12 protein-coding genes and 15 pseudogenes are annotated in these 25,206 nt (G+C 61.1%); 15 read left to right on the forward strand and 12 right to left on the reverse strand.

The genetic code is table 11. From position 1 onward, the window contains the following. From ACIU1A_RS00350 to ACIU1A_RS00370, 5 genes and pseudogenes are all read right to left on the reverse strand, one after another. Positions 1–991 (reverse strand): annotated as a pseudogene (locus ACIU1A_RS00350) (tyrosine-type recombinase/integrase). Beyond that, on the reverse strand, positions 988–1,914 hold the full coding sequence (locus tag ACIU1A_RS00355; RefSeq protein WP_404924641.1) for a tyrosine-type recombinase/integrase: 927 nt from the start codon (positions 1,912–1,914) through the stop codon (positions 988–990). The pseudogene ACIU1A_RS00350 and the gene ACIU1A_RS00355 overlap by 4 nt, the downstream one beginning before the upstream one ends. Continuing rightward, positions 1,911–2,966 carry a tyrosine-type recombinase/integrase gene (locus tag ACIU1A_RS00360; protein ID WP_404924642.1) on the reverse strand — a complete coding sequence of 352 codons (1,056 nt, stop codon included), beginning with the start codon at positions 2,964–2,966 and terminating at the stop codon, positions 1,911–1,913. Before ACIU1A_RS00360 ends, ACIU1A_RS00355 begins: the two co-directional genes overlap by 4 nt. 672 nt (positions 2,967–3,638) lie before the next feature. Further along, entirely contained in the window at positions 3,639–4,838 is a 1,200-nt protein-coding gene (locus tag ACIU1A_RS00365; RefSeq protein ID WP_404924643.1) for an IS91 family transposase, read from the reverse strand. 10 nt (positions 4,839–4,848) lie between these two features. Then, a pseudogene (locus tag ACIU1A_RS00370) lies at positions 4,849–5,729 on the reverse strand (tyrosine-type recombinase/integrase). Between the two features lie 185 nt (positions 5,730–5,914). On the opposite strand from ACIU1A_RS00370, the pseudogene ACIU1A_RS00375 reads away from it, so the two are divergent. Next, a pseudogene (locus ACIU1A_RS00375) lies at positions 5,915–6,184 on the forward strand (transposase); the annotation flags it as partial. Between the two features lie 306 nt (positions 6,185–6,490). On the opposite strand, the gene ACIU1A_RS00380 reads toward ACIU1A_RS00375, so the two are convergent. Further along, positions 6,491–7,708, reverse strand: coding sequence for an IS110 family transposase (locus tag ACIU1A_RS00380; protein ID WP_404924724.1), 1,218 nt, complete (start codon positions 7,706–7,708; stop codon positions 6,491–6,493). A gap of 425 nt (positions 7,709–8,133) precedes the next feature. On the opposite strand from ACIU1A_RS00380, the pseudogene istA reads away from it, so the two are divergent. The 7 genes and pseudogenes from istA to ACIU1A_RS00415 all read left to right on the forward strand — a co-directional run bounded on the left by istA (position 8,134) and on the right by ACIU1A_RS00415 (position 13,549). Continuing rightward, positions 8,134–9,389, forward strand: a pseudogene (gene istA / locus ACIU1A_RS00385) (IS21 family transposase). After that, positions 9,386–10,289, forward strand: a pseudogene (gene istB / locus ACIU1A_RS00390) (IS21-like element helper ATPase IstB). Before istA ends, istB begins: the two co-directional pseudogenes overlap by 4 nt. 3 nt (positions 10,290–10,292) lie before the next feature. Continuing rightward, a pseudogene (locus ACIU1A_RS00395) lies at positions 10,293–10,478 on the forward strand (transposase); the annotation flags it as partial. Between the two features lie 184 nt (positions 10,479–10,662). After that, positions 10,663–11,082: pseudogene (locus ACIU1A_RS00400) on the forward strand (transposase); the annotation flags it as partial. A gap of 968 nt (positions 11,083–12,050) precedes the next feature. Then, positions 12,051–12,524, forward strand: coding sequence for a DDE-type integrase/transposase/recombinase (locus ACIU1A_RS00405; protein WP_404924644.1), 474 nt, complete (start codon positions 12,051–12,053; stop codon positions 12,522–12,524). Between the two features lie 402 nt (positions 12,525–12,926). Further along, positions 12,927–13,231: pseudogene (locus ACIU1A_RS00410) on the forward strand (sigma factor-like helix-turn-helix DNA-binding protein); the annotation flags it as partial. 45 nt (positions 13,232–13,276) lie between these two features. Then, positions 13,277–13,549 carry a tyrosine-type recombinase/integrase gene (locus ACIU1A_RS00415; RefSeq protein ID WP_404924725.1) on the forward strand — a complete coding sequence of 91 codons (273 nt, stop codon included), beginning with the start codon at positions 13,277–13,279 and terminating at the stop codon, positions 13,547–13,549. 142 nt (positions 13,550–13,691) lie between these two features. On the opposite strand, the pseudogene ACIU1A_RS00420 reads toward ACIU1A_RS00415, so the two are convergent. Next, a pseudogene (locus tag ACIU1A_RS00420) lies at positions 13,692–14,373 on the reverse strand (IS5/IS1182 family transposase); the annotation flags it as partial. 565 nt (positions 14,374–14,938) lie between these two features. On the opposite strand from ACIU1A_RS00420, the pseudogene ACIU1A_RS00425 reads away from it, so the two are divergent. Beyond that, a pseudogene (locus ACIU1A_RS00425) lies at positions 14,939–15,715 on the forward strand (transposase); the annotation flags it as partial. 32 nt (positions 15,716–15,747) lie between these two features. On the opposite strand, the pseudogene ACIU1A_RS00430 reads toward ACIU1A_RS00425, so the two are convergent. Then, positions 15,748–15,963 (reverse strand): annotated as a pseudogene (locus tag ACIU1A_RS00430) (transposase); the annotation flags it as partial. Between the two features lie 252 nt (positions 15,964–16,215). On the opposite strand from ACIU1A_RS00430, the gene ACIU1A_RS00435 reads away from it, so the two are divergent. Then, entirely contained in the window at positions 16,216–17,433 is a 1,218-nt protein-coding gene (locus ACIU1A_RS00435; protein ID WP_404924724.1) for an IS110 family transposase, read from the forward strand. A gap of 309 nt (positions 17,434–17,742) precedes the next feature. Here the strand turns inward: ACIU1A_RS00435 and ACIU1A_RS00440 are convergent. Beyond that, positions 17,743–18,756 (reverse strand): annotated as a pseudogene (locus tag ACIU1A_RS00440) (IS256 family transposase); the annotation flags it as partial. 19 nt (positions 18,757–18,775) lie between these two features. Here ACIU1A_RS00440 and ACIU1A_RS00445 point away from each other — a divergent pair. The 4 genes and pseudogenes from ACIU1A_RS00445 to ACIU1A_RS00460 all read left to right on the forward strand — a co-directional run. Then, positions 18,776–19,401: pseudogene (locus ACIU1A_RS00445) on the forward strand (IS1380 family transposase); the annotation flags it as partial. 581 nt (positions 19,402–19,982) lie between these two features. Continuing rightward, positions 19,983–20,996 (forward strand): caspase family protein, encoded by a 1,014-nt coding sequence (locus ACIU1A_RS00450; protein WP_404924645.1) that lies wholly within the window; start codon positions 19,983–19,985, stop codon positions 20,994–20,996. A gap of 51 nt (positions 20,997–21,047) precedes the next feature. Beyond that, complete coding sequence (locus tag ACIU1A_RS00455; RefSeq protein WP_404924646.1) at positions 21,048–21,683, forward strand: hypothetical protein; 636 nt, start codon at positions 21,048–21,050, stop codon at positions 21,681–21,683. Positions 21,684–22,054: 371 nt separating this feature from the next. Next, positions 22,055–22,600 carry a glycoside hydrolase family 108 protein gene (locus ACIU1A_RS00460; protein ID WP_404924647.1) on the forward strand — a complete coding sequence of 182 codons (546 nt, stop codon included), beginning with the start codon at positions 22,055–22,057 and terminating at the stop codon, positions 22,598–22,600. A 600-nt stretch (positions 22,601–23,200) separates the two neighbouring features. On the opposite strand, the gene ACIU1A_RS00465 is transcribed toward ACIU1A_RS00460, so the two are convergent. After that, positions 23,201–23,398, reverse strand: coding sequence for a hypothetical protein (locus ACIU1A_RS00465; protein ID WP_404924648.1), 198 nt, complete (start codon positions 23,396–23,398; stop codon positions 23,201–23,203). A 159-nt stretch (positions 23,399–23,557) separates the two neighbouring features. Here ACIU1A_RS00465 and ACIU1A_RS00470 point away from each other — a divergent pair, with 159 nt between their 5' ends. After that, positions 23,558–23,704 (forward strand): hypothetical protein, encoded by a 147-nt coding sequence (locus ACIU1A_RS00470; RefSeq protein ID WP_404924649.1) that lies wholly within the window; start codon positions 23,558–23,560, stop codon positions 23,702–23,704. Between the two features lie 25 nt (positions 23,705–23,729). Here the strand turns inward: ACIU1A_RS00470 and ACIU1A_RS00475 are convergent. Together ACIU1A_RS00475 and ACIU1A_RS00480 are read right to left on the reverse strand one after the other, a co-directional pair. Then, positions 23,730–24,139 (reverse strand): annotated as a pseudogene (locus tag ACIU1A_RS00475) (IS630 transposase-related protein); the annotation flags it as partial. An 875-nt stretch (positions 24,140–25,014) separates the two neighbouring features. After that, positions 25,015–25,098: pseudogene (locus ACIU1A_RS00480) on the reverse strand (transposase); the annotation flags it as partial. Between the last annotated feature and the right edge of the window lie 108 nt (positions 25,099–25,206).

A 25,206-nucleotide genomic window follows, 5' to 3' on the forward strand; every position in this document is an offset into this window, starting at 1 on the left:
TCAGAGCGCCTCGAGGAAAGCGAGAAGCTTGTCGGGCGGTCTGTAGCGTCCTGGCGCCGTGTTGGCCGGCGTGGTTTTCGCCAGGGTGCGTTCTTCAAGCTCCAGATCGGCATGCAAGTAAATGTGGGTGGTCTCGATCTGTTTGTGGCCAAGCCAACGTGCGATCACCGAGGTGTCGACGCCGGCACGCAGCAGTCGCATTGCCGCAGTATGACGCAAGGTGTGCAGTGTGACCCTTTTCCGCTGCAGCGACGGATAGTTTCTGGCAGCGATTTCGACATACCTCGCGAGCCGGTGCTCGAGAGCGTAGCGGCTGATCATCCTGCCGGTCTGTGTAGGGAAAAGGGGATCGGCCGGCTGCCCGGCACGTTCGGCCAGCCAGACGCGCAGCACGGCGGCCATGTTCGAGGTAAGGGGTGTGATCCGCTGCTTTCGCCCCTTTCCGATACAGCTGACATGAGCGCCGGAACCGAGATGGATATCGGCGCAGTGAAGGCCGATCAGTTCGGACGCCTGCAGGCCGGTTGGGGCGGCGGGCCGAAGCAAGGCGTGGTCGCGCCGCCCGGTCCAGGTCGACCGCGCGGGGGGCGGTCAGCAATACATCGAGTTCCTCCTCCGTCAGGAACGTCACAAGCCGTCGCTCAAAACGCTTAGGCGGAATCGCGAGCACCCGTTCGATTGTCGCGGCGTACTCGGGGTAACGAAGGGCGGCGAACCGGAACAACGACCGGATTGCGGCAAGCCGCGGATTCCGGGTCCGCGCGCTGTTGCCTCGATGACGCTCGAGGTGATCGAGGAAGTCGCCGACACACGCGGCATCGAGGTCGTTGAACTCCAGCCTGGAAGGCTCTGTGTCATGCCGCGCGGCGGCGAAGACCAGCATCAGCCGCAGGGTGTCCCGATAGGCGGCGAGCGTATGCGGGCTGGCTTGCCGCTGCCGGATCAGGCGGTCGGTGAAGAACGCCTGCAAGGTCGCGCTGAGGGCGGTCATGCGCCGCCTCCGATCCGTCGTTCCAGACGATCACCGGCCAGTTGCAGCAATTCCGGAGCCGCCGAGAGATACCAGTACGTCTTGCCCGGATCGACGTGACCGAGATAGGTAGACAGCAGGGCAAGCCGGCGCCCCGGGTCGCCGCCGTCGCGATAAGCATCAAGAAGCGTGCGAACGGCAAACGCGTGCCGCAGGTCGTGGAGCCGTGGTCGGCACCCTGCCGAGCGCGGGGCGATGCCGACGCGACAGACGAGCTTCTGGAACGTGTTTTGAACGTTTACATAGAGCAGCCTAGTGCCAGCCGGTGAGACGAACAGGGCGGGCGTGTTCGGCGGCCGGCGGGGTCGATCGCGCCGGCGCAGATAATTGCCTACGGCCGCAACAGTGCTCGGATGTAGCGCCAACTCGCGGGATTTTCCGGACTTTCCGCGCCGAATGGTGAGGCCGCCGCCGACCGCATCGAAGTCGTCGCGGTCCAGGCCGATCGCTTCTCCGACCCGCATTCCGGTCACGGCCAGCAAGCCGATCAGGGTCCGGTAGGTTGCTTCCCGATGCGGCGTGCGCAAGGCCGCGGTTGCCGTCATCAAGGCGATGACGTCCTCCTGCGAATAGAGGTAGGGCGTCGCTTGGCAAGATCGCCCCGGCAGCAGATCACACGGCGGCACCTCGGTTGCCGGCTCGATCCCGCGCAGATGGGTCGCAAAGCGGCGAACGACGGAAAGTCGCGCCGACATCCAGCTTCGATCGGCGCCTGCCGGCAGCATCGCCCAAGTGAGGGCCGTCTTGGTGGTCAGGTGGTCTTCGCCCTGCGCCTCGAGGTAGGTGAGGAACTGGGCAAGAAGCTTCTCGGACCGGACAAGCGTGTAGCCGAGGGCGCGACGCATGGCCAGGTAATCGGCCAGGGCCTGGCGAAGGGCGCTCATGCCACCTCTCCCGGCCAAGGGCGGGCGATCGTTCGCTGGGCTTGGCGATCAACCTTGGCATAGATCGCCGTTGTCAGGGCGCGGCGATGACGCAGGACCTGCCCGACCTCCGGTAGCGACGCGCCGGCGCGCAACATCGCCGACGCCGCCGTATGGCGCAGGCGGTGGGCATGGATCCGGCCGAGCCCGGTGCGGCAACCGGCGGCGGCCACGATTTGCGACACGCCAGCGCTTGTGAGGGCATCGTGGGGCGCCCTGATTCGCACAAATACTGTCCGGCCCTGGGCGGTCCGGGGACGGCCGTGGCGCAGATAGGCCGCCACCGCTTCGCCGACATCGGCCGGCAAGGGAAGGTGTTCGATGCAGCTTCCCTTGCCCCGTACGAGAATCTCACCGGTCCGCCAATCCAGGTCGTCAAGCTTGAGCTTGGCGACTTCCCCCGCCCGCAAGCCGAGACGAACCAACATGGTCAGGACCGCGAAGTCGCGGCAGCCGTTCGACGTATCGCGGCCGCAGGACGTCAGCAGGCGCTGAACCTGGTCGCAATCCAGTCCCTTTGGCAGTCCGGCCAGTCGCCGACCGGCAACCGAGGGCACGCAAGCGGCAAGAGATCGCGCGATGAGACCCTCGACATGAAGGAACGTGAGCAGCGACCGCAGCGCCGTTACAGTCAGGCTTGCCGCGCCGCGGCTCAGCTGAGGGCAACGTGCCACGACAAAGGTGACGACGTCGGTCGCGGCCAAACCCGCAAGGTCCAGGGCACGCCCGTCGGACGACAATCGATGACGCAGAAAGGGGCGCACCATCCGGGCATAGACATCGGCGGTCGCTTTCCCCAAACCGCGCTCAATCGCCAGATAGCGTTGGTATCGTTCCAGCAGCTGATCTGCCGGATCGTCGGGTGCACGGGGCGACGGCAGCACCACGCTGCGAGACTGTAAATAGGCCAACAGGGGCTGCAGTGCTTTGATCGAGCGGAGTTGCGGGCCAGCGGCACGACAGGTACGGACGAACCGATCGACCTCGCTCGCACCCAGTCCCTCCACATCCATGCCTTCAATGCGAGCCAGCGGCTCAATCGCGCCACCAGCCGCATCTGCTCGCGAGCCGAAAGCGGCGTATAGCCTTGTCGCGCGAGTTCGCCGGCAAACCCAGCCGCAAACGTGGCAAGCGGGCCCTGGACGCGAACGCGAAACGGATCGATTGACATGAAAGCATCCCCTTCTTTGGAAACAAGAAGAGGAGTTTGCACGATCCGTCAGACCGCCGGTGAATATGCCGACCCCATCGCAGCGATCACCGCCTCCGAAGCCGACATCCACCCCCAAGGTCGGCATAATCCAGACATCGGCATAAGGCAGAGTGTTTTTAGCTTGGCGTCGCGGAGAAAGGCGGTGGCTAGAGCGCGCTGAGATGGATCGCGACGGTGAGCTAAAAACGTGTTGGACTAAGCCGCCGGCACGGGTGGCCGCTATGGGCGTTCAATCAGGCCGTGGCCATGAACAGGCATGGCGTGGGCGCGGATGCGGTCGTGGACGCCGCGATTGCAGGGGTCGCGTGCGCCGAAAGCGGCACAGATATAGGTTCGGCAAAGTGAGGACCGGCGTCACGCCTTGCCCGGCAAAGGCAGCCGGGGGTGACGGCGCGCAGCTTCGCGGGACCGACTCGGTTTTCCGGCCGAACGGCTCGTGCGATGCGGTGACTGCGAAAGCGGAGCGGTTCTTTCATGAGGTATCCCAGTATGGCGGGGGTCCAGTGGCGCCGTCGAAGATATCGACGATGATCATCTGGCCTTGACGACAGGCGGGGCATTGCCTGAGGGAATGACCGGTGAGATCCTCATAGCGGTCGCGGTAATCCCTTTCGGATGAGCCATCCGACGGCTCTGGAACCGGCATGCCGAGCAGGTCGCGGCAGTGGGCGAGCTTTTGCGCGCGGTAGCGATTGCCGAGAAAGCCGTAGTAGCGGATGCGATGAAAGCCCTCGGGCAGGACGTGCAACAAGAAGCGGCGAATGAACTCGTCGACCGCGACGGTCATGACCTTCTGCCGATTGCCGTGCCGGTAGTCCTTCCAGCGGAAACGAACGGCGTTGTCCTCGATGTCGATGAGGCGGTTGTTGGAGATGGCGACGCGGTGCGTATAGCGCCCGACATAGTCGAGCACCTGGGCAGGTCCGGCGAAGGGCGGTTTGGCAAAGACGACCCACTCAGCCTTTCGTAGCGGCGCCAAATAGCGCCGGAAGGCGTCGCGCTCGCTCAGGTGCTGCAGGCCAGAGAAAAACTGCAACTGGCCGGCGTCGAAGGCTTTCTCCAGGTGCTCCAGAAACAATCGTCGGAACAGGCGTGAGAGCACCCGGACCGGCAAGAAGAAGCCGGGCTTGCAGGCGATCCACCGACGACCGTCGGCAGACAGGCCGCCACCGGCGACGACGCAGTGCAGATGCGGATGATGAAGCAGGTTCTGGCCCCAGCTGTGCAGCACGGCGAAGAAGCCGATCTCGGCGCCCAGGTGCTTGGGATCGGCGGCGATGGTGTGCAGGGTCTCGGCGGCGGCGCGGAAGAGCAGGCCGTAGACGAGCGCCTTGTTGTGATAGGCGATGGCGGCAATGTCGCCGGGCAGCGTGAAGACGACGTGAAAGTATTGTGTGTCGAGAAGCTCGACGCGACGATCCTCCAGCCATTGCGCGCGGGCCAGCGATTGGCAGCGGGGACAATGCCTGTCGCGGCAGCTGTTGAAGGCGATGCGCCGGTGGCCGCATTGATCGCATGCTTCGATGTGCCCGCCGAGCGCGGCGGTCCGACATAGTTCGATCGCAGTCATGACGCGGCGTTGGGCGGTCGACAGCGATGCGTCATGCTGCGCGCGATAGGCTTCGCCGTGGCAGCGGAAGATATCCGCCACTTCCGGCCCCGAGCGGGCCATCGTCGCGCGCTCAAAAGTATTGCGGTTTGGCGGATGGCGGCAGGATGGGCGCCGGACGCGGTAAGAGCTCGAAGGGGCTCGACGTGGCGCAGACCTTGTTGGTGGCAATCCGCAGGTAATGGGCGATGGTCGCGAGGCTGCGGTGACCGAGCAGCAGTTGAATAGTGCGCACGTCGGCGCCGGCCTCCAATAGATGGACGGCGAAGGCGTGCCGCAGGCTATGGGGCGTGACCGGCTTGGACAATCCGGAGAGGTCGCGCGCTTTCGCGCAGGCTTGTCCCACCGCATCCCTGGTGATCGGCTGGCCAGCACGATCGCCAGGGAAAAGCCACGCCTCCGGGCGGCGCACCTTCCAGTAGGTGCGCAGGATCTCCAAGAGCTTGGGCGACAGCATCACGTAGCGATCCTTTTCGCCTTTGCCCTGATCGACGCGGACGACCATCCGCTGGCTGTCGATGTCCGTGGTCTTCAGCTGGATCGCCTCCGAGATGCGCAAGCCGGCGGTGTAGCAAGTGGTCAGGACGGCGTGGTGTTGACGTCGAGGACGCAACCGAGGAACCGCTGGACTTCCTCGGGACTGAGGATGATTGGTAGCTTCTGCGGCTTCTTGGGAAGCGGCAGGACCTCTTCAGCCGCCCAGTCCCTCTCGAGCGTCACCTTGTAGAGAAAGCGCAGCGCCGCAATGGCGGTGTGGATCGAACCGGGCGACAGCTTCTTCTCGTTGGTCAGATAGATCTGATAGGTCCGAATATCCTCTCGCCCGAGCAGGTCCGGCGACTTGCCGAAGTGACGGGCAAACAGTGAGACCTGCTGAAGGTAGGACAGCTGGGTGTTGAGCGCGAGGTTGCGCACCTGCATGTCCTCGCACATGCGCTGGCGAAGTTGGGTCATGACTAGCTCCTCCTTTGTCCGATGGAATGGCCTGTAAGCAGCCACCCCATGCTCGCGCAGTTGGAGCTCCTTTTGCACGCATGACCGGCGCCACGGACGACGCCATCCAGACCGCGCCGTCGACGCAGAACCTCCTTGCCGCTCCGCAATCGCGGAGCGGGTTAGTCCAATGCACGTTATGCCGACGTCGGCATAATGCTCACTTCCTCAGAAACGCGCTCGATTACGTGCCGCGCAAGGTCGATGACGACTGCCTGATGGAGCTCAGATGGTTCTATGACCGGCGCGACCTAGCCGAGGTCAAGCGCGACCTGGCGCAGTGGATCGCCAAATGGCAGGCCAAATACCCGAAGCTGGTGGATTGGGTGGAGAACAACATCGAGGAGACGCTGAGCTTCTATCGGCTGCCGCTGCCGCATCACAAGCACATGAAGTCGACGGATGACATCGACAAGCCTGATTTCGGCTTTTTCGACTCCTGGCGTTTCTTTGTTCGGCTTCAGATGAGCCTGTTTCTTCGTCCCGGCCCACAGGATTTTCCGTGCGAGCGTGTCGAGACGCAGTCAAGGCTGGCCGGTGCGGTGGCGCCACGGCCGGCTGCGAGGTTTCCAGGCCACGCCTTGACTGCGTCGAGCACGGCGCCAGTCTGGAGCGGACCGAGACGGCGGTCGTGCCGGCACATTCCCTATGCTATATTTGTCCGGCACGGACGACCACGTGGCAAAGAGTGGTGTAGGGGATGAGAGTGCCGCCACGCAGCCTTATAGTCGTTCCTCCTTTGTGGCGTCCGTGCGCCGCTTCGGCCCGCGTGACCGCCAATGCCGAACCATCAGCTCGTAGGCACGCTCGGCATTCTCGGCCGCGGCCTTCTCGCTGTTTCGCAACTCCTTCACGTTGTAGGCGTAAGCCGAACCGCGGCGACCGACGCCGCGCTCGCCCGGCGCGCCAGCCTTAAGAGCGAGCTGCCTCTGCTTTGCCGCCACCAGCGCCGGGCGAGCCCAGAAGTAGTCCTGCTCCTTTGTCAGCAGATGCCAGATCAACACCGCGAGCTTGCGGGCGACCGCCACGGCTGCGACCTGATGGCCACGCTTGTTGCGGATGCGCAGGAAGAAGGCCCTGAGCGGTCCGGGCGCCTTCGCCGCTGCCCAGGCGGCCTCGACCAGCATGGCGCGGGCATGGGAACGCCCATGTTTGCTGATCCGGCCATATTGCGCCAAGCCAAGACCGGATTGGCGCACACGCGGATTGAGGCCGAAGTAGCTCACCAGCCTCTGCGGCTCGCGGAACCGCCGGATGTCGCCGACGGCGGCGATGATACCGCTCGCGACGATGGCATTGACGCCGGTGATCGTCTGAAGCCGCCGGACTTGCACATCATCAACTGCTTCCCGGGCGATGTCGCGATCGAGGTCAGCCAAATCCTCGGCCAGGCGATCGATCTCGCGGATGTGGCGGGCGATAGCGGCCCGCTCGTCGTCGGGAAGCACCTGCTGCTCGAGCCAGGCGCGACCCCGACGGTTGAACAGATCGGCATGCGGGCACTTCGGCACGAGGTGCGCCTGCAGGATGCCATGCACCTCGTTCTTCACGCGCGTGCGATGCCGCACGACCTGATTGCGCCGCGCGACGAGGCGGCGAAGCCGCTCAGTCCGCTCATCGGGAACCCAGACCTCCGGCAGAAAGCCGCTGGCATGGAGCTGCGCCAGAACGCCGGCATCGATCTTGTCGGTCTTGATCCTGGCATGGGCGATCGCCTTCACCTGCATCGGGTTGGCGACAATCACCCGGCCGACATAGGGCGACAGAACCCGCACCACCGCCATGGCGTTGCCCGTAGCCTCGACGACAACCTCATCCGTCCGTCGCAAACTGCGGCCGAACCCTTCCAGTCCCGAGCGGGTCATGTCGACCCGTCCGTGATGGCGCAGCCGGCCGTCTTCCCAAACCACCACCTCCGCAAAGGTGCGGTGGATGTCCATTCCAATCACACGTCTCATCGGCTCCCTCTCCTCAAACAGTCGGGAGCGGCGGGCGACGCGACACCTACGGATCCGCGCTCTCGGCGCAACCGGGCAGGTCGCAGGGGCGGCCAGCTACTAACGCGAGCTCGCAGCTCATCGAATACATCGGCCTGCCCGCACTTGGCGTGCTCCCGGTGCCCCTGTCCCGGATGGTCGCACCATACGCCGAAAATCGCTCATCTCCAGCGGGGATCGGATGGCACCGTCATGATCATACCGGTTACGAACATGCTGGAGCTGTCGATGCCGGCTCAATACTCCCCAGAAGTGCCGTTTGAATCTTCCCCAGTTTAGCGCTGCCGCCGGTCTTCCGGAGCGCGCTCCGGGAGACCGGCGGCGCGTAATCGTTGATGCTTCTCCCGATGGTCGGGAGAGGGATTTCGGTGATCAAGATCGGGGAGATGATGATGATACTGGATTTGCATCGGCAGGGCCTGTCGGTGTCGGCGATCGCCAGGGAGAGCGGGATCGACCGCAAGACGGTGCGCAAATACATTGAGCGCGGGCTCGAGGCTCCGGCCTACGGACCGCGCAAGCCGCGTCAGGCGGTGATCGATCCCTTCATGGCCTATCTTCGCGAACGCGTCACGCGATATCCCGGACTCACCGGCAGCCGGCTTTTCCGGGAACTGAAGGACCTCGGCTATGGCGGCGGCTACACGGCCGTCACCGACTTCCTGCGCGACGTCCGTCCTGCCGCGGCGGAGCGTGGATACGAGGTTCGCTTCGAGACCCCGCCCGGCGAGCAGGCGCAGGTCGACTTCGCCCAGTTCAATGTCGTCTTTACCGATGAGCCGACCACGCCGAGAATCGTCTGGCTATTCTCCATGGTGCTTGGCTTCAGTCGCCTTATCTGGGCACGCTTCGTCGTCCACCAGGATCTGCCGACTGTCTTGCGCTGCCATGCTGGGGCTTTCGAGGCGCTTGGCGGCGCTCCTCGCGAAGTGCTTTACGACCGTATGAAGACGGCTGTGATCGGCGAAGGCGATACCGGCGGCATCGTCTACAACCGTGCCCTCGTCGATCTTGCCCGCCACTATGGTTTCCATCCCAAGGCGTGTCGGCCTTACCGCGCCAAAACGAAAGGCAAGGTCGAGCGGCCGTTCCGCTACATTCGCGAGGACTTCTTCCTGGCCCGGTCCTTTCGCAATCTCGAAGACCTGAACGCCCAGTTGCGTCACTGGCTGGACACGGTCGCAAACCCGAGGGTTCACGCCACCACAAGGCGTGTCGTCAACGAAGCTTTCGCCGAGGAGCGGGCAGCGCTGCGGCCGCTGCCACTGGCTCCGTTCCGATCGGTCCTAAAGCTCGAGCGACGCATCAGCCGGGAGGGCATGGCCAGCGTCGGCGGCAATTTCTACAGCGTGCCCGACGCCACCAGGCGCCGTGTCGTTGAGGTGCACACGCTGGCCGAAGAGTTCGCATCTTCGAGGACGGCGCGCTCATTGCCACCCATCCCATCCTCGAAGGCCGACACCAGCGTCATGTCGAGCCGGGTCATCGCAACATCCACGTCCACAAGCGCCGACAAAGACTGAGGAACGACGAGGTCATCCTTCATGGCTCGGGCGACAGGGTCGCTCAGCGCCCGTTGGCCTTCTACGACGCCCGGGTGATGGCGAAGGAGCAACGTCCATGACGAACGCGCTCGACACCACGCCATCCACGATCGACCGGATCCGCCACGACCTCGTCGGCCTGAAGATGGCCGCGGGCGCTCGAAGCGCTCGATCATGTCGTACGCCGGCTCGAGAAAGGCGAGATCGCCGCCCTCGAAGCCATGGACATCCTCCTCTCGGAAGAGTTGACCCTGCGCGAGAACAGCCGGATCAAGACGGCACTGCGCATGGGGCGCCTGGCCACGATCAAGACGCTCGCCGGCTTCGACTTCTCTTTCCAGCCCTCGCTCGACCGCGATCGAATCTTCACGCTGGCCCAACTCGGCTTCGTCGCCCGCTGCGAGGTCGTCCACTTCCTCGGCCCGCCCGGCACAGGCAAGAGCCATCTGGCCATTGCGCTTGCCGTCGAGGCCGTGAAGGCTGGAAAGAGCGTCTATTTCTGCACCCTCGCCGAACTCATCGCCGCGCTGGCAAGGGCCGAACGCGAAGGCCGCCTGCAGGAACGCATTCGCTTCTTCTGCCGGCCTGCTCTGCTCGTTGTCGATGAGATCGGCTACTTGCCCGTCGTCCACGGTGGCGGCAATCTGTTCTTCCAACTCGTCAACGCCCGCTACGAGAAGGGCGCAATGATTCTCACCTCAAACCGCGGCTTTGCCGAATGGGGCGAGGTCTTCGGCGACCCTGTCGTCGCAACCGCACTTCTCGATCGCCTGATTCACCATGCGGTCGTCGTCCAGATCGAGGGATCGGGCTATCGGCTCCGTCAGCACGCCGAGATCATGCCCGAACACCTGCGATCAAAAGCCTCCATCACGCCGCCGACATTAAATCCACTAAGGGACACCCCTCCGCGACAGTCTGAGCAGCGAAACTGGGGAATTTTACTTCGGCACTTTTGGGGAAAATTCGAGCGGCATTGACAGGAGCGGCTGAACCAGGAGATCAAGCGGCGCACTCTGGTCGTTCGCATCTTCCCCAACCCGCAGAGCTGTTTGCGGCTGGTTCGGGCATTGGCGGTGGAGATCCACGAGAACTGGCTCGAGGCGACCCGCTACCTCAACATGGATCATCTGCGCGAGCACAAGAAGGAGAGCCTGAGAGCACTGGCCGCCGGAGACGCGGCCGCCATGTCCGCCGCTCCGCTAAACACGGGGGCTGCAAGGCGGACACGCCAACGTCACCGCTGAATGCCACGCCATTTTTGCTGATGGGGTGGATGCCAGCCTTCTCCGACGGCATCGCAATGTGCCAAGTTTGTGGTGTTAGCGCCATGCAAAGGAGAGGCAGGCATCCATGGAAAAGGTTACCATCATTGGGGTCGATCTGGCAAAGAACGTCTTTCAGCTGCACGGGGCGGCAGCTGATGGGTCAGTTGTGTTCCGCAAGAAGCTGTCGCGCCTGCAGTTTTGCAAGTTCATGGCGAGTCAACCGGCATGTGTCGTGGCGATGGAAGCGTGCGGCAGCTCCCACTACTGGGCCCGTCAGATGGCTCGGCTTGGCCATGAGCCAAGACTGATTGCCCCGGCCTATGTCAAACCGTTCGTCAAGCGGCAGAAGAACGACGTCGCAGATGCGGAGGCGATCGTCGAAGCAGCGCAACGACCGACAATGCGCTTTGTCGAACCGAAGACCAAGGAGCAGCAGTCCCGGGCTATCGTGTTTCGCACCAGAGAGCAGTTCGTGAATCAGCAACTGTTGCAGAATTTTCGGGGCAGATCATGCGGCAAGCAATTGCTGCACGCTGGAGTAGGATATCAAACGGTCTCTAAGGCCTGCCCGGAAGCGAGGAATCGAGAGGTGGTGACAGGGTACGTGTCGGGATTGGACGATTTCGATGTACCCTTCCGGTGACGACCGGTGACGGCCGCCACATGCGAGAACTCAGTACCTATTGCAACTAGCGTATGTCTGCAACAAAAATAAGCTGGTGCTATGCATTCAGCTATGCACTTCGTCTATTGCATAAATCGTATTGTCTTAAGATAGCATCTCTAGCACAAAATAGAATTAAAAGTGTATGGAGATAATCACATTAAAAAGCATTATTTTATTGGCCTCGGCTTATTTATTTGATAAAACCATTGCAGAACACCCGGCGCATATGACGGGTGCAAACAAATACATAAGGATTATAGGGGGAAACAAGCATACAAAAACAACATAAGCGCACAACACCACAAATAATTGCCAGGCCCAATGTGTACGGACGACTCTGATCATCCACTTGCCCTTGTCGCGTGCCCCCATGCTACCAAGTCTCGGCCGGCGTCTGTGATGTGAACAAGGATGAACCACGTGAGCCCCCTATCAAAGAGTTCAGGCGGCGCAGCATGCGGAGACACGTTCGATGCGACCGATGCGTTGCTCAAAGTCCGACCAGCCACAAATTGCTCTACATTCGACTGATTCATATAGATGTAGCTGAACACAAGCTGAGCTGGCGGGATAGCGTGATCACGACCGTAGTTTAACATAAGGTTTCTGAGCGCGTTATGGTCAGGATGTAGGTAGCGAGGGGCATACCAAGGCATTGTGAAAAACGTCAGAGAGTTTGCTTAATTATTTTGTGATTGGAGAAGTTGGATAGAATGAATGATGAGAGGGTTTAAATAGAAGATGGATGTGGATTTTTCACAATTTCAAAGATTGCTTTTTTTTAGTCAGACTATGGCGATTTGTAATTGAAGAGTTATATCATTTTTTTAAACCGTTTAGAGAAAGCCAAATCGTCTTTCACTGTAGAAGAACGACAGAATACGACAGCGATGACGCAAAATTCTCCTTCGCCCAAGAACCATGCAACTCTTGGCGCAGGCAGAAAGGTAGCCTTTCAAACATTAAAAAATGCAGAGGTTGCGCCCCACCACGACCCGCCACTCTCTTTAAGGGGCGTCTTTTCGCGTAGCCGAAACTTTCCAGCTGAGCCAATCATAGTCATCAATTGTCATAGCATTCCATCCATTCAATTCTGTCCCTGGTCGCGCATGATCGTCGGCTACGCCATTGGCCGCTCCATCGATGCGCGCTTGACGGTGACGGCATTGAGAGCCGCCATCAATCGGAAAAGACCACCGCCAGGCTGCATTCACCATTCCGATCGCGGCTCGCAATATGCTGCCGAGATCTACCGGCAGCTTTTTGCCGATCAAGGCTGATCGGCTAGATGGGCCGCAGAGGCAATTCCTATGACGACGCCAAGGCCGAGAGCTTCATGAAGACGCTAAAGGTCGAAGCCGTCTACCCGATGGCTTTCGAAAACCTTCGACGACGTCACTGAACACCTTCCCCCGCTTATCGAGGACGTCTACAACAACCGCAGGCTCCATTCGGCGCTTGGCTATCTGAGCCCGCAGCAGTTGGAGGATCAACACCTCCGGCAGACTTGCGTATTTCAGTCGATCGTGAGCACGGATTTCACCGCATCGTGAGCACGGATTTCGCGGATCGTGAGCAACGATTTCAGACGATCCTGAGCAGCCTTCTCGAAGGTTGTGGACGCTTTGGCCGACATCTCAACCGGGCTACAGGTTGCCTCGTCAATGCAACGAGGAAGCCTGATGTCAACCCAGAGATTGTCGATTCGCCGGATCAGAGAAGTTTTACGTTTCAGGCATGTCCAGGGCCTCACCAAGCGCGCATTGCGCGCATGCTTGGGATCAGCAATGGGGTTGTGCATGGATACCTACGGCGAGCTCGCCTTGCCGGGCTGACCTGGCCGTTGGTCCAAGGTATGGACGACGAAGGCCTTGAGCTTCTTCTGTTTCCAGCGCCCAAGTCAGCGTCGCGCCGCTGGCCGTCAACAATCCCGAAGCTGCCGCCGCAACAGATCCCGTACGTCTACTCGACCGAAGAGCTACGTCGACTGGTGGACGCGACCTCGATCCTGAAGGTTGGGCACAGTCCTCAGGTGCCGGCAATTTATCGTACCCATCTCCTGCTGCTTTACGGTAGCGGTATGCGCATCGGCGAGGCGCTTCGCTTGGTCCTGCAAAACGTGGACCTGACCGAGCAGATCATCACCGTCCGCGGCACGAAGTTTTTCAAAACACGTCTCGTGCCGATCGGACCAAAGCTCAACTGCGAGCTGGCTGCGCATATCGAACGCCGGCGCCTTCTCCCTTTATCGCGCGGGCAAGAATCACTGTTGGTAGTCGGCGGTGAAGAACGTCGATTTCGCTGACGGCGGTTGCGATCAGGGCCGGAAAGACGGGGCCGGCAAATGGGCACCCGCCCGGTTGGATCGTCCAGAGGTGATTAGGCTGTTCGTGGCTGGATCGGCGGCGCTGCGGGGGTGGCGAACAGCGCCAGGAAGAAGGCACACAAAGCCTCAGCCAGTTGAGCAGGAGGCTGAAGTTGTAGCCGACGGCGGCAAGCACAGCGTTGTTGGCATCGCCCTCGGAGAAGGCCAGGAAGTTGCGGCGCATACGGTGGTCGTTCTTGAGATGGCCGATGACGGGTTCGACGGCGGCCCGGCGTCGCAGCGCCCGTTTGACGACCTTGGTGAGGCCGCGCTTGTAGCCGGCGACATGGACCTTGAACATCTTGCCCTTCGGGGCGTTGTAACTGCGATAGCCGGCATCGGTGACGATCTTGCCGAGGCTGACGCCGATGGTGTCCTCGATTGCCGGGATGATGGTGGCCAGCGTGTGGCCGTCATAAGGATTGCCGGGCAGCGCCTTGAGCATGGGCGACGAACTGGCCGCCGCGGCTGCGCTGCAGCAGGGTGGCGACGGAGACCTTGACGCCGAACTCCTAGGGCTTGTGGGCTTTGCCCTTGCCAATGCACTCGACCTCCGGAGCGTGCAGGGAATACACCTTCTTGCCCCGCTCGCGCTGGCGCTGATCCCTGACGCGCCGGGCCAGCGACAGCGGCAGAGCAAAGACCTGCATCAGCTCCGGCCACCCGACGAGCTTGCGGGTGATGTCGCGGATCACCGCTCCCAGCATGGTGCGCAGGCGCTTGAGCTGCCGGTTGGCCCGTTTGAACTTGTGTGGATGGGCAAATGGAGGGCACGGTTCGCCGAGACCCGTGTCCACCTTGGCGTTGAGACTCAGCGGCAATCGTCCGACAAGGCTATTGCACGAATCACCCCGGCATTGCTCGGGCTCTACAGCCTAGCAGGCTTCTCTGATTGGGGTCGTTGAGGTCAAGCTCCTCCTGATTTTTTCCGGCCAGTCGCCGCGCGGGTCACTCGCTTCTCTTCGCGGTCGACGTCCGGCCGCCGCATGATGGGTCCGTAGAAGCGAGGCGTCTGCGTCTCAATCTGTTGAACGATCTTGGGAGAGTTCGTCAGGATCGTGCTAACGAGATCACGTTGCCATCCTCCCCACGGGAACTATCCGGATCACGCCCATTCGGGCGGAATCAACTCCTCCTTCGTTGGTCCGTTGTGCCTATTTCATGCCGGGACGGGGCCGGGTGCCTTGCCGAAGCGGAATTCTGTCGCATCGCTCCACATGCAATGCAGGATGACGGCGAGCTTGCGGGCGACAGCGCCCGTGCCATACCGCGCCGCTTGGCCACGTTAACCCGGATATCTCACGAAGTTGAGGTGCATCGGGGCTCCGAATCAGGGAAAATTCTTCTGCTACAAAGACTTACCCGAGGCAGAGGTGTTCCCCGACGCAAACAGAGTGTAGCGCGGAACGGTTTGGTTTTGGAGCTGTTGAAAAGCGCGCCGTGGTGGCCGGCTTTGACGGCGGGACGATCACTTCGGATGCCGGCGCGCTTTTGCTGGGGCTGATGACCGGGCGATTGGACTGGTCGGCCGCTTTGCCCGTTGCTTCGTGGACGCTCGCAATCCGGACTTGATCGAGCACGAGGTCGAGACGCTGGTGGGCCAGCGAACATTGGCGCTGGCGCTCGGCTATGAAGACCTGAATAACCATGACGAATTGCGCCATGATCCGGTGATGGCGGTGCTGGTCGGCAAGCTCAAGGCGCGCCGTCACAAGAAATGTGCGGCGGTGGCCGGCAAGTCGACGCTCAACCGGCTCGAACTGAGCCGCCCGCAGCCTTCGCGCTATCACAAGATCAGCCATGATCCGGCGGCGATTGAGGCGCTGTTCGTCGAGCTGTTCGTGGGTGCACGCGGCTGCGCCCGAGGAGATCGTGCTAGATCTGGACGCCACCGACGATCCCCTGCACGGCAACCAGGAGGGGCGTTTCTTCCACGGCAACTACTGCTACCTGCCGCTCTACATCTTCTGCGGCGATCACCTGCTGTGCGCCAAGCTGCGGCCCGCCAACATCGATGCGTCGGCAGGCTCGGTTCAGGAGATCGAGCGGATCGTGCACCGGCTACGCCAGCGCTGGCCCAAGGTGCGCATCGTGCTGCGCGGGGACTGTCAGGAATTCTGTGCGCGAGGCCGGTTTCGTCATTGGTTGACGAACCTTTCGCCGAAGACGACGGCGAACTGGGTTTTGGCCTCGAACCACTCGCGCGGCGGTCGTTTCCAATCCTCGGCGGCGTGGTTCAGGACCAGATATAACAGTTTCATTGCCGCGTCGTCATTGGGGAAATGGCCTCGGGTGCGGACGGCGCGGCGCAGTTTCGAGTTCAGCGCCTCGATCGCGTTCGTAACCGGTATGATCATGACGGTGCCATCCGATCCCCGCTGGAGATGAGCGATTTTCGGCGTATGGTGCGACCATCCGGGACAGGGGCACCGGGAGCACGCCAAGTGCGGGCAGGCCGATGTATTCGATGAGCTGCGAGCTCGCGTTAGTAGCTGGCCGCCCCTGCGACCTGCCCGGTTGCGCCGAGAGCGCGGATCCGTAGGTGTCGCGTCGCCCGCCGCTCCCGACTGTTTGAGGAGAGGGAGCCGATGAGACGTGTGATTGGAATGGACATCCACCGCACCTTTGCGGAGGTGGTGGTTTGGGAAGACGGCCGGCTGCGCCATCACGGACGGGTCGACATGACCCGCTCGGGACTGGAAGGGTTCGGCCGCAGTTTGCGACGGACGGATGAGGTTGTCGTCGAGGCTACGGGCAACGCCATGGCGGTGGTGCGGGTTCTGTCGCCCTATGTCGGCCGGGTGATTGTCGCCAACCCGATGCAGGTGAAGGCGATCGCCCATGCCAGGATCAAGACCGACAAGATCGATGCCGGCGTTCTGGCGCAGCTCCATGCCAGCGGCTTTCTGCCGGAGGTCTGGGTTCCCGATGAGCGGACTGAGCGGCTTCGCCGCCTCGTCGCGCGGCGCAATCAGGTCGTGCGGCATCGCACGCGCGTGAAGAACGAGGTGCATGGCATCCTGCAGGCGCACCTCGTGCCGAAGTGCCCGCATGCCGATCTGTTCAACCGTCGGGGTCGCGCCTGGCTCGAGCAGCAGGTGCTTCCCGACGACGAGCGGGCCGCTATCGCCCGCCACATCCGCGAGATCGATCGCCTGGCCGAGGATTTGGCTGACCTCGATCGCGACATCGCCCGGGAAGCAGTTGATGATGTGCAAGTCCGGCGGCTTCAGACGATCACCGGCGTCAATGCCATCGTCGCGAGCGGTATCATCGCCGCCGTCGGCGACATCCGGCGGTTCCGCGAGCCGCAGAGGCTGGTGAGCTACTTCGGCCTCAATCCGCGTGTGCGCCAATCCGGTCTTGGCTTGGCGCAATATGGCCGGATCAGCAAACATGGGCGTTCCCATGCCCGCGCCATGCTGGTCGAGGCCGCCTGGGCAGCGGCGAAGGCGCCCGGACCGCTCAGGGCCTTCTTCCTGCGCATCCGCAACAAGCGTGGCCATCAGGTCGCAGCCGTGGCGGTCGCCCGCAAGCTCGCGGTGTTGATCTGGCATCTGCTGACAAAGGAGCAGGACTACTTCTGGGCTCGCCCGGCGCTGGTGGCGGCAAAGCAGAGGCAGCTCGCTCTTAAGGCTGGCGCGCCGGGCGAGCGCGGCGTCGGTCGCCGCGGTTCGGCTTACGCCTACAACGTGAAGGAGTTGCGAAACAGCGAGAAGGCCGCGGCCGAGAATGCCGAGCGTGCCTACGAGCTGATGGTTCGGCATTGGCGGTCACGCGGGCCGAAGCGGCGCACGGACGCCACAAAGGAGGAACGACTATAAGGCTGCGTGGCGGCACTCTCATCCCCTACACCACTCTTTGCCACGTGGTCGTCCGTGCCGGACAAATATAGCATAGGGAATGTGCCGGCACGACCGCCGTCTCGGTCCGCTCCAGACTGGCGCCGTGCTCGACGCAGTCAAGGCGTGGCCTGGAAACCTCGCAGCCGGCCGTGGCGCCACCGCACCGGCCAGCCTTGACTGCGTCTCGACACGCTCGCACGGAAAATCCTGTGGGCCGGGACGAAGAAACAGGCTCATCTGAAGCCGAACAAAGAAACGCCAGGAGTCGAAAAAGCCGAAATCAGGCTTGTCGATGTCATCCGTGGTGTAGATGATCCGGCGCACGCTTTCGGGGAAGGCGAAGAATGGCACCACGTGTTGCCAGTTGCGCCGCCAGTTCTGGGTGATCGCCGGATACCGCTGGCCCCAGTAGCCGGCCTCGAAGCCCTCCAGAGCCTTCATGCCAGCTTCGGCGTCCTTAGCCCGGTAGATCGCCCGCAGCGCCGGCACGACGGACTTGCGGTCCTTCCAGGACACGAACTCCAGGGAATGACGGATCAGGTGCACGATGCAGGTCTGGACGACAGTCTGGGGAAAGACGGCGTTGATCGCCTCGGGGAAGCCCTTCAAGCCGTCGACGACGGCAATCAGGATGTCGCCGACGCCGCGGTTCTTCAATTCGTTCATGACGCGCAGCCAGAACTTGGCCCCCTCGGTCTGCTCGATCCAAATGCCGAGGATCTCCTTCGTGCCGTCCGGCAGGATGCCGAGCGCGATGTAGACGGCCTTGTTGCGCACGAAGCCCTCGTCCCTGATCTTGACCCGGATCGCATCGAAGAAGACGAGCGGATAGATCGGATCCAGCGGGCGGTTCTGCCACTCGGCCACTTCCTCCAGGACGGCGTCGGTGACAGCCGAGATCAGGTCCGGCGACACGTCGATGCCGTAGAGCTCCTCCAGATGGCCGCGAATCTCGCGCACCGTCATGCCCCGCGCGTACATGGAGATGATCTTGTCGTCGAAATCGGGAAAGCGGCGCTGGTATTTGGCGATCAGCTTCGGATCGAAGGTCCCGGCCCGGTCACGCGGGATCGACAGCGTCATCTTCGATGTCCCCGTCAGAACCGACTTCCTCGAATGGCCGTTGCGGCGATTGGCGCTGCCCTCGGTGCGTTCGTCCCCAAGGTGCTCGTCGAGTTCAGCGTTCAGAATCCGTTCCGAAAGCGCCTTCTTCAGGTCGTCGAGCAATCCGTCCTTGGCAAACACCTCATTCGGATCGCGGCCGGCAAGCAACTGGTCCAGAAGTTCCTTCTCGATAGCCATGTGATGATTCTGACAGTCCCTGCTGCGCGCCGATTCCGGCTTCGCCCGCGAGGAGCTGATGGCCTGGTGCGAGAGCAATGCCGTCGACTACCTGTTCGGCCTGGCTCGCAATGTCCGGCTGGTCCGGCACATCGGGGCCAGTTGGAGGAGGCCAGAGCCGAGAGTGCCTTCACCAGCCGGCCCGCCCGCCGCTTCAAGGACTTCCAGTGGACCACCCGCAAGAGCTGGAGCTGCCGGCGCCGAGTCGTGGCCAAGGCCGAGTGGACACAAGGCGAGGCCAACCCACGCTTTGTCGTCACCTCGCTCGACGCCGAGGCTTGGCCGGCACAGGGCCTCTAGAGGACCTCTACTGCGCCCGCGGCGAGATGGAGAACCGCATCAAGGAATGCCAGCTCGACCTGTTCGCCGACCGCACTTCGGCCGCCACCATACGCGCCAACCAGCTCAGGCTCTGGTTCGCCTCCATGGCCTATGTGCTGATCTGCGCGCTGCGCCGCATCGGCCTGGCCAACACCCGTCTCGCCAAGGCAAGCGGTGCCACCATTCGCCTCAAACTGTTCCAAGATCGGCGCCCTGGTCAGCGTCTCGGTGCGCCGCGTCAAGCTGGCCATGAACTCGGCCTCTTCCAGCGCGAGTAGGCCCTGACCTACGCTCGATTATCGGCAGTCGCCGCCTGAGCGCCCCGATCCACCCCTCCCGTCAACAACAACGACAGCACCCAACCACCACAACCGCTCCGCGCGGCGCACAGCCCTTGTCCGCAACTCATCCCCTCACAAAATTGCCGCCGACAAGAACCGCATGGGCAAATGATCGACCAGATCGGGGTCAGGAAAACCAGTGTTTGAACGAGAGCCTCATGAGCTCGCCAAGCAGATTTGGACCTGATCCGCGCATCACCATACCGGCCCGCGGCATGTGAAATGGCCGCACCCGAAAGGCGTGACACAAGTCCGCACTCGATCACGCGTTCAAAGGTTCAAATCTTTCGGCAGGCTCGAGGGCGATGTCCGTGCTGAAGAAAGCTTGAGAGCGTACAAAGTCGAGCTAAGACTAGTCGGTTTTTGGTTGGAATGGCGGCCGGCTTCACGTCGGAATCGGCACTGACCCGCTCTGACGAACGATGGTGAAGCCTGCTCTCGTTTTTCACGCGAGTTTCACGGCTGTTCCTTCGGACTTTCTGTATAATCGCAGCAACTATAGATTCCGCGTCACAGAGAGTTTCAATGGTTGAACATCAGAAGCCTTCGATTCTCGGCCAACCTGACGGTTTCTTGAGTTCCCACAGTGTGTCCAAAGCTGGCACCAGAAAAGCCGAACGCAACCGACGGCGCCGGGCGGTGGTCGCGGGCATCAACGACTATCATGACCCAGCCAACTACCTTCCGAGCTGTGTCAACGACGTTAGCGCCTTTGAGGAGGTACTCAAGAAGGATTACGCATTCGACGAGATCATTCGACTTGTCAATTCCGAAGCCACCGTAGCCAACGTAACGGCCGCACTTCGGGAGCTCTGCACAGACGCATCGCCGGATGACCGGTTAGTTTTATTTTTCTCCGGTCACGGAACGACCGAACTCCGAGGCGGCGTCATTGATGAATGCATTGTTCTCTACGACGGCTATTTCTTCGATGACGCGATCGTGCAGATGGCCCTGACTCTGCCGCCTGGAATATTCACGCTCGTTGCCGATTGCTGCTTCTCCGGCGGTCTTGAAAAACGGATGCTGGCGCCGGTGTTCAAGCACTCCGAGGTAGCCGGGCGGGCTCGCGCCAAAACCTACATGCGTCCAAGCCGCGACGAATTCATAGAGCACATCTACGCGCAGGACAGGGCAACAGCAGTTAAACGCTTTGGTGAGATGACTTGCCTTCGGAATTCACCTATCACGGCGAATTCGCGAGTTCCCCTGACCGGTTCGCAGGCCTTTATGCCGGCGTCCCCGTCGGATGAGAAGGGGCAGGTACAGTTGAACGGCGTTCTTTTTTCCGCCTGCCTCGAAACCGAAACGGCAGCCGCGAGCACCGCATTAACGCGAGGGAAGTCGGCATTTACCTTTGCCCTTCTCCATTCATTGAAGGCGCTTGGCCTCGGAGCCAGCATGGCTGCGCTGGTGCGCAGAACGCAGTCAAAAATCAGAAAGATCGGACTCAAGCAGACGCCTCTTCTAAAGGAACCCAAGGTTCCAATCGACACAGGGTTCCGCTCCTTCATCACCTTTGAAGCGCCGGCGGAGTAATGTGGCTGGGAAACGGCAACCGACCCTTAAACATCAATTAGGTGATCAACAATGGACACATCGGCGCTTATTCAGATGCTACTCGGCACAGCTAGAGAGAAGGATCAGCTCGAGCGAAAGTCTTTCGCTATAGACAATGCGTGTCTAATCAGCGCGATCGCGTCGATGATTGCGGCTGAGACCAATGACCAGCAGCCTAACGGCGACGCGATCCAAATTGTAGGTGGCCTTCCCAAAGGACAGCAGCTGACCGATCAAAAGCTGTTCGGCATCAGCCCTGCGATTCTGATTCCCGCGATCATCTCGGCGGCCAGGGCCGTGATCAAAGGCCAGCAGCCCAATGGATTTGACGAGACCTTGCGTGGCGACGCGATCCAAATTGTAGGTGGCCTTGCCAAAGGACAGCAGCTGACCGAGCAAAAGCTGTTCGGCATCAGCCCTGCGATTCTGATTCCCGCGATCATCTCGGCGGCCAGGGCCGTGATTAAAGGCCAGCAGCCCGACGGATTTGACGAGACCTTGCGTGGCGACGCGATCCAAATTGCAGGTGACCTTGCCAAAGATCAGCAGCTTGCCGAGCAAAAGCTGTTCGGCATCAGCCCTGCGATTCTGATTCCCGCGATCATCTCGGCGGCCAGGGCCGTGATCAAAGGCCAGCAGCCACTTCTGCCCGAAGGCCCTCGCTGATGCAAGAGCTGTAAGGGGTACCGCCAAGTGCATCTCCGCCGATGGAAGGTAGTAGTTCCTTGTGGCGAATGTGTTTAAGCTGGGCCAACTTCAGGCGTTGCTTTCGGATCGCCTATCGAAATTGGGGGTAATAAGCCACCGTTGCGTGACACGGGTGCGCCTCCGTTCGGTCTATTCGGGTCTGCTGACTTCGACCCGTCCACACGGTTGGCGATGTTGGCGTGCAGCTTCTCCATCTCGGAGTTCGCCATGGCAGGTCAACGCGAACGAATCTGATGCGGCGCGGCTGACGAGCTGTTCGCCCCGACCGTTCCTGTGCTCGCGCGGGTCCATTTAAGAATGTGCAGGGTGATCGGTAAGGAAAACATCCTATGGCAATCGGCAATTTACTGTCCTGTCTAACCTTCACCCTAAAGTATGAAGGCGGATACTCGAATGATCCAAATGATCGGGGCAATTGGACTGGCCAAAATGTCGGGGTGGGCATTCTGAAAGGAACAAAATATGGGATCGCAGCTCACGCATATCCGCATCTTGACATCAAAAATCTGACGTTTGACGACGCGAAATCGATTTATGAAACAGACTGCTGGAAGCCAATTCGCGGCGACAGCCTGCCATACGGAGTCGATCTTGCGACCTTCGACGCTGGCGTAATGTCCGGACCTCGGCGGGCCGTTCGCTGGTTGCAAGCGGCAGTTGGCGCGAAACAGGACGGCCTTGCCGGGAGCGAGACGCTCGGGAAGACGCTTGCCGCGGACGGCAGAGAGACGATCCGGGCAATTTGCGCAAGTCGTAGAGGTTTCGTGCAGTCCCTTTCCTCGAATAAGTATTTCGGGAGGGGCTGGTCGCGGCGCATTGCTGAAGTTGAAGGGAAATCGATTGCCGTTTCGCTGATGCGCAGAGCCGGGCGCTGACGGAAGAAGACCGGGCGGAAATAGAAACAAACCAAAGAGAGCATCACCGCACAGGAAAAAGCTATCGCGCAGGCCCGAAGCGCGAATTCAGTTGGGCTATCGGTGTTCTTCTCGGCGAGAGCGATCTCCTCGAGAGATAGCCCGCACCATCACTCCTCGTAACCGCGATTGGCCGATGAAATTTCGGTTAAGCTATTAGGACTGTAGAGGGCAAATCGCATAGCATACGTGTTACCAACAAAGCCAAACATTTACGGCTTCACGAAAGATCAGAACTTAGTCAAGTACGTGTTGCATCTAGATCGCTCTGACGTTGGGATGGTATGCCAAAGGGCACGAATGTTAGAACAGGTGGCGCTTTCTGCTCAGCCTGAGTTGAACGACCAAGCTATTCAATGAAATGCAAGGAAAAATTGTGGCGCACGAGTTCACTACGGACGACTGTCTGGACATTTTCGTCACACTATCGAGGCTGGCCAAGTTGAAGCAAAGCTACGCCAACCGATTCGACAACATGGCGCTTGATGATGAAGCCTCGACGGCTCGAGAACGGGCGGTTCGCTATACCGCCGAGTGCATTGCACAAGACATCTACAAGCGTCAGCCGGCCCCCTTTGTCCAGACGTTCAGGCTCGTTTTAGCGCCCTCGGCCGTATCATTGGCCAGCACATTCAGCCAAGCCCCCGGACACTGCACCAGCGCCGAGCTCTGATCGAGCGTGCTGAGAAGTTTGCCCACTTCTCTCCCCATCACGAGGGGCGTGACGAAACCGATTTCAACCAGGAGATTGCGGACCATTTAAATCCAAGTGGTACGGAAAGTGTTCACTGCTCCCTCGAAGCCCGAGAAATTAGGGGGGATCGTCTGCTGCAGCTCCCATTTAGGGCTCAACAGGCCAGAGAGTTAACTGATGAACTCGGCCATTTGCATCAGGAACTCAGAGACCGGCTGCGCACAATGGACCAAGTGCTCAGCGACGAGTCGAACGAGCCGATGCCTTGGCTTCCTGAGGACATCTTTCGCGAGATTGAGTCTGTTTCGCATCAACTGGAAAGCAAAATGGCGGTTGCTACTGTCCGCGATGCGGCCGCCGGAGAGCCTTGAACGTTTGCCGGCGCAAGCATCTCTAGCCGTCGAACCAGTCCCGGCGTCGCTTCAGGACGTCGGGGCGATCCTGCTCCAGTGCGTGCGCGGACTTTTTTTGAATGTCCAGCTGTGCCGGCCGAGCCAGGCGCTCAAGGCGCTGCGGCTGATCCGAAAAGACTGCTCCACCTCCAGACGCGCCACCATCTCGTTCAACGTGATGTCCTTGCGCTCCTCGATCAGCCCGAAAATGAAGGCGTCATGCGCATCCAGGCTGGACGCGCGGCGGCGGCCCTGCGGGCGCGGCGACAGTTCGCCGATCCTGGCCCGCGCAATCCAGCGGATCGCGCTCGATATGCCGACCCCAAACCGTGCCGCCGCCTGTCGGGCCGACATGCCGGCATCCGAAGCTTTCAAAACCCGGGACCGCAGATCCCCACTCAGTGCTTTTCCCATCATCCACCTCCATCAAGGTGGATGTTGAATCACCGGAGAAGCTCGTCGTCACATCACAATCGATTCATCGATCACGGGACGTGCTCTAGAGCCTGAGGATGGTAAGCTGTGGGTCCTATGATCTCGATGGAATCGCAACTCCTGCCTTTAGCGACTTCCGCATCGAGGTCCTTCGCGAAATCATTCGAGACCAGCTCGATCCAACTGGCTAACAGGCGACAGTTAGTTGTCCCTTCAAATCCGGCACGCCGCCGTCCCTACCGGATGCTTACACTCTTCCTGCCGGTGGCAAAGATCCTGGAGTGGCCCCCCATTTCACGAGACATGCGGCGGTTGGGTTTAGGCACTGGGGCGCAAGAACTCGCGAGGCGAGCGGAACTTGAGGCCGGAGTGCCGGTGGACCTCACAATAATCGTCGATCCTTGGGCAGCAAGAACAGGATGGTGTCGGCGTCTGGGAAGATGACAATCGAGCTACCGGCACGTTTGTGCATAGGCATGCGCCTATGAGTACGACTATGTCCAAGAGTTCCGATGAGCCGTTTCGGCGAGTCGAAGTTATCACGTCGGTGCAGCCGTTCTGGCAATCGCGTTCATTGCGGCCCTCGGGATGGCTCCACGACAGCAACGGGTGGGCCGCAGAGCTGTGTGCTTTGAAGGGTCAGTCCGTTCTGCTGCATGACCCTGAGGTACGCTTGGCATTGGCCATGGGCCTGCCATCTTTGCGCCTTTGTGCCGATTCAGCAAAGCCGTCACCTGGCGTGCCACGTAGGAAACGCTCATGCCCGGCTGCATAGCTTCGAACCTTCTCGGCGACGGACCAGCGCCGGCGGCGGCCTTATCGGCTATGCCGCCTGTCCGGTCAAAATGGGGTGCGCTCCAGATCCTGATGTAACGCTCCAGAAAATTGTTGTCTATCGGTATCCTGCCGTCTTCGATGTAGCGCGTCAGATATGCGTAAGCGGGAAGGCCATCCCATCGGGCGATGCAAGTATGCGCGGGCGATGATCATACTGAGTTAACCGAGGAGCTTGCGGTGTCAATTTCTATGTCTGCGCTATGCCTGCG

Origin of the sequence: Mesorhizobium maamorense, assembly GCF_044998965.1 — a bacterium.
Lineage (GTDB): Bacteria > Pseudomonadota > Alphaproteobacteria > Rhizobiales > Rhizobiaceae > Mesorhizobium.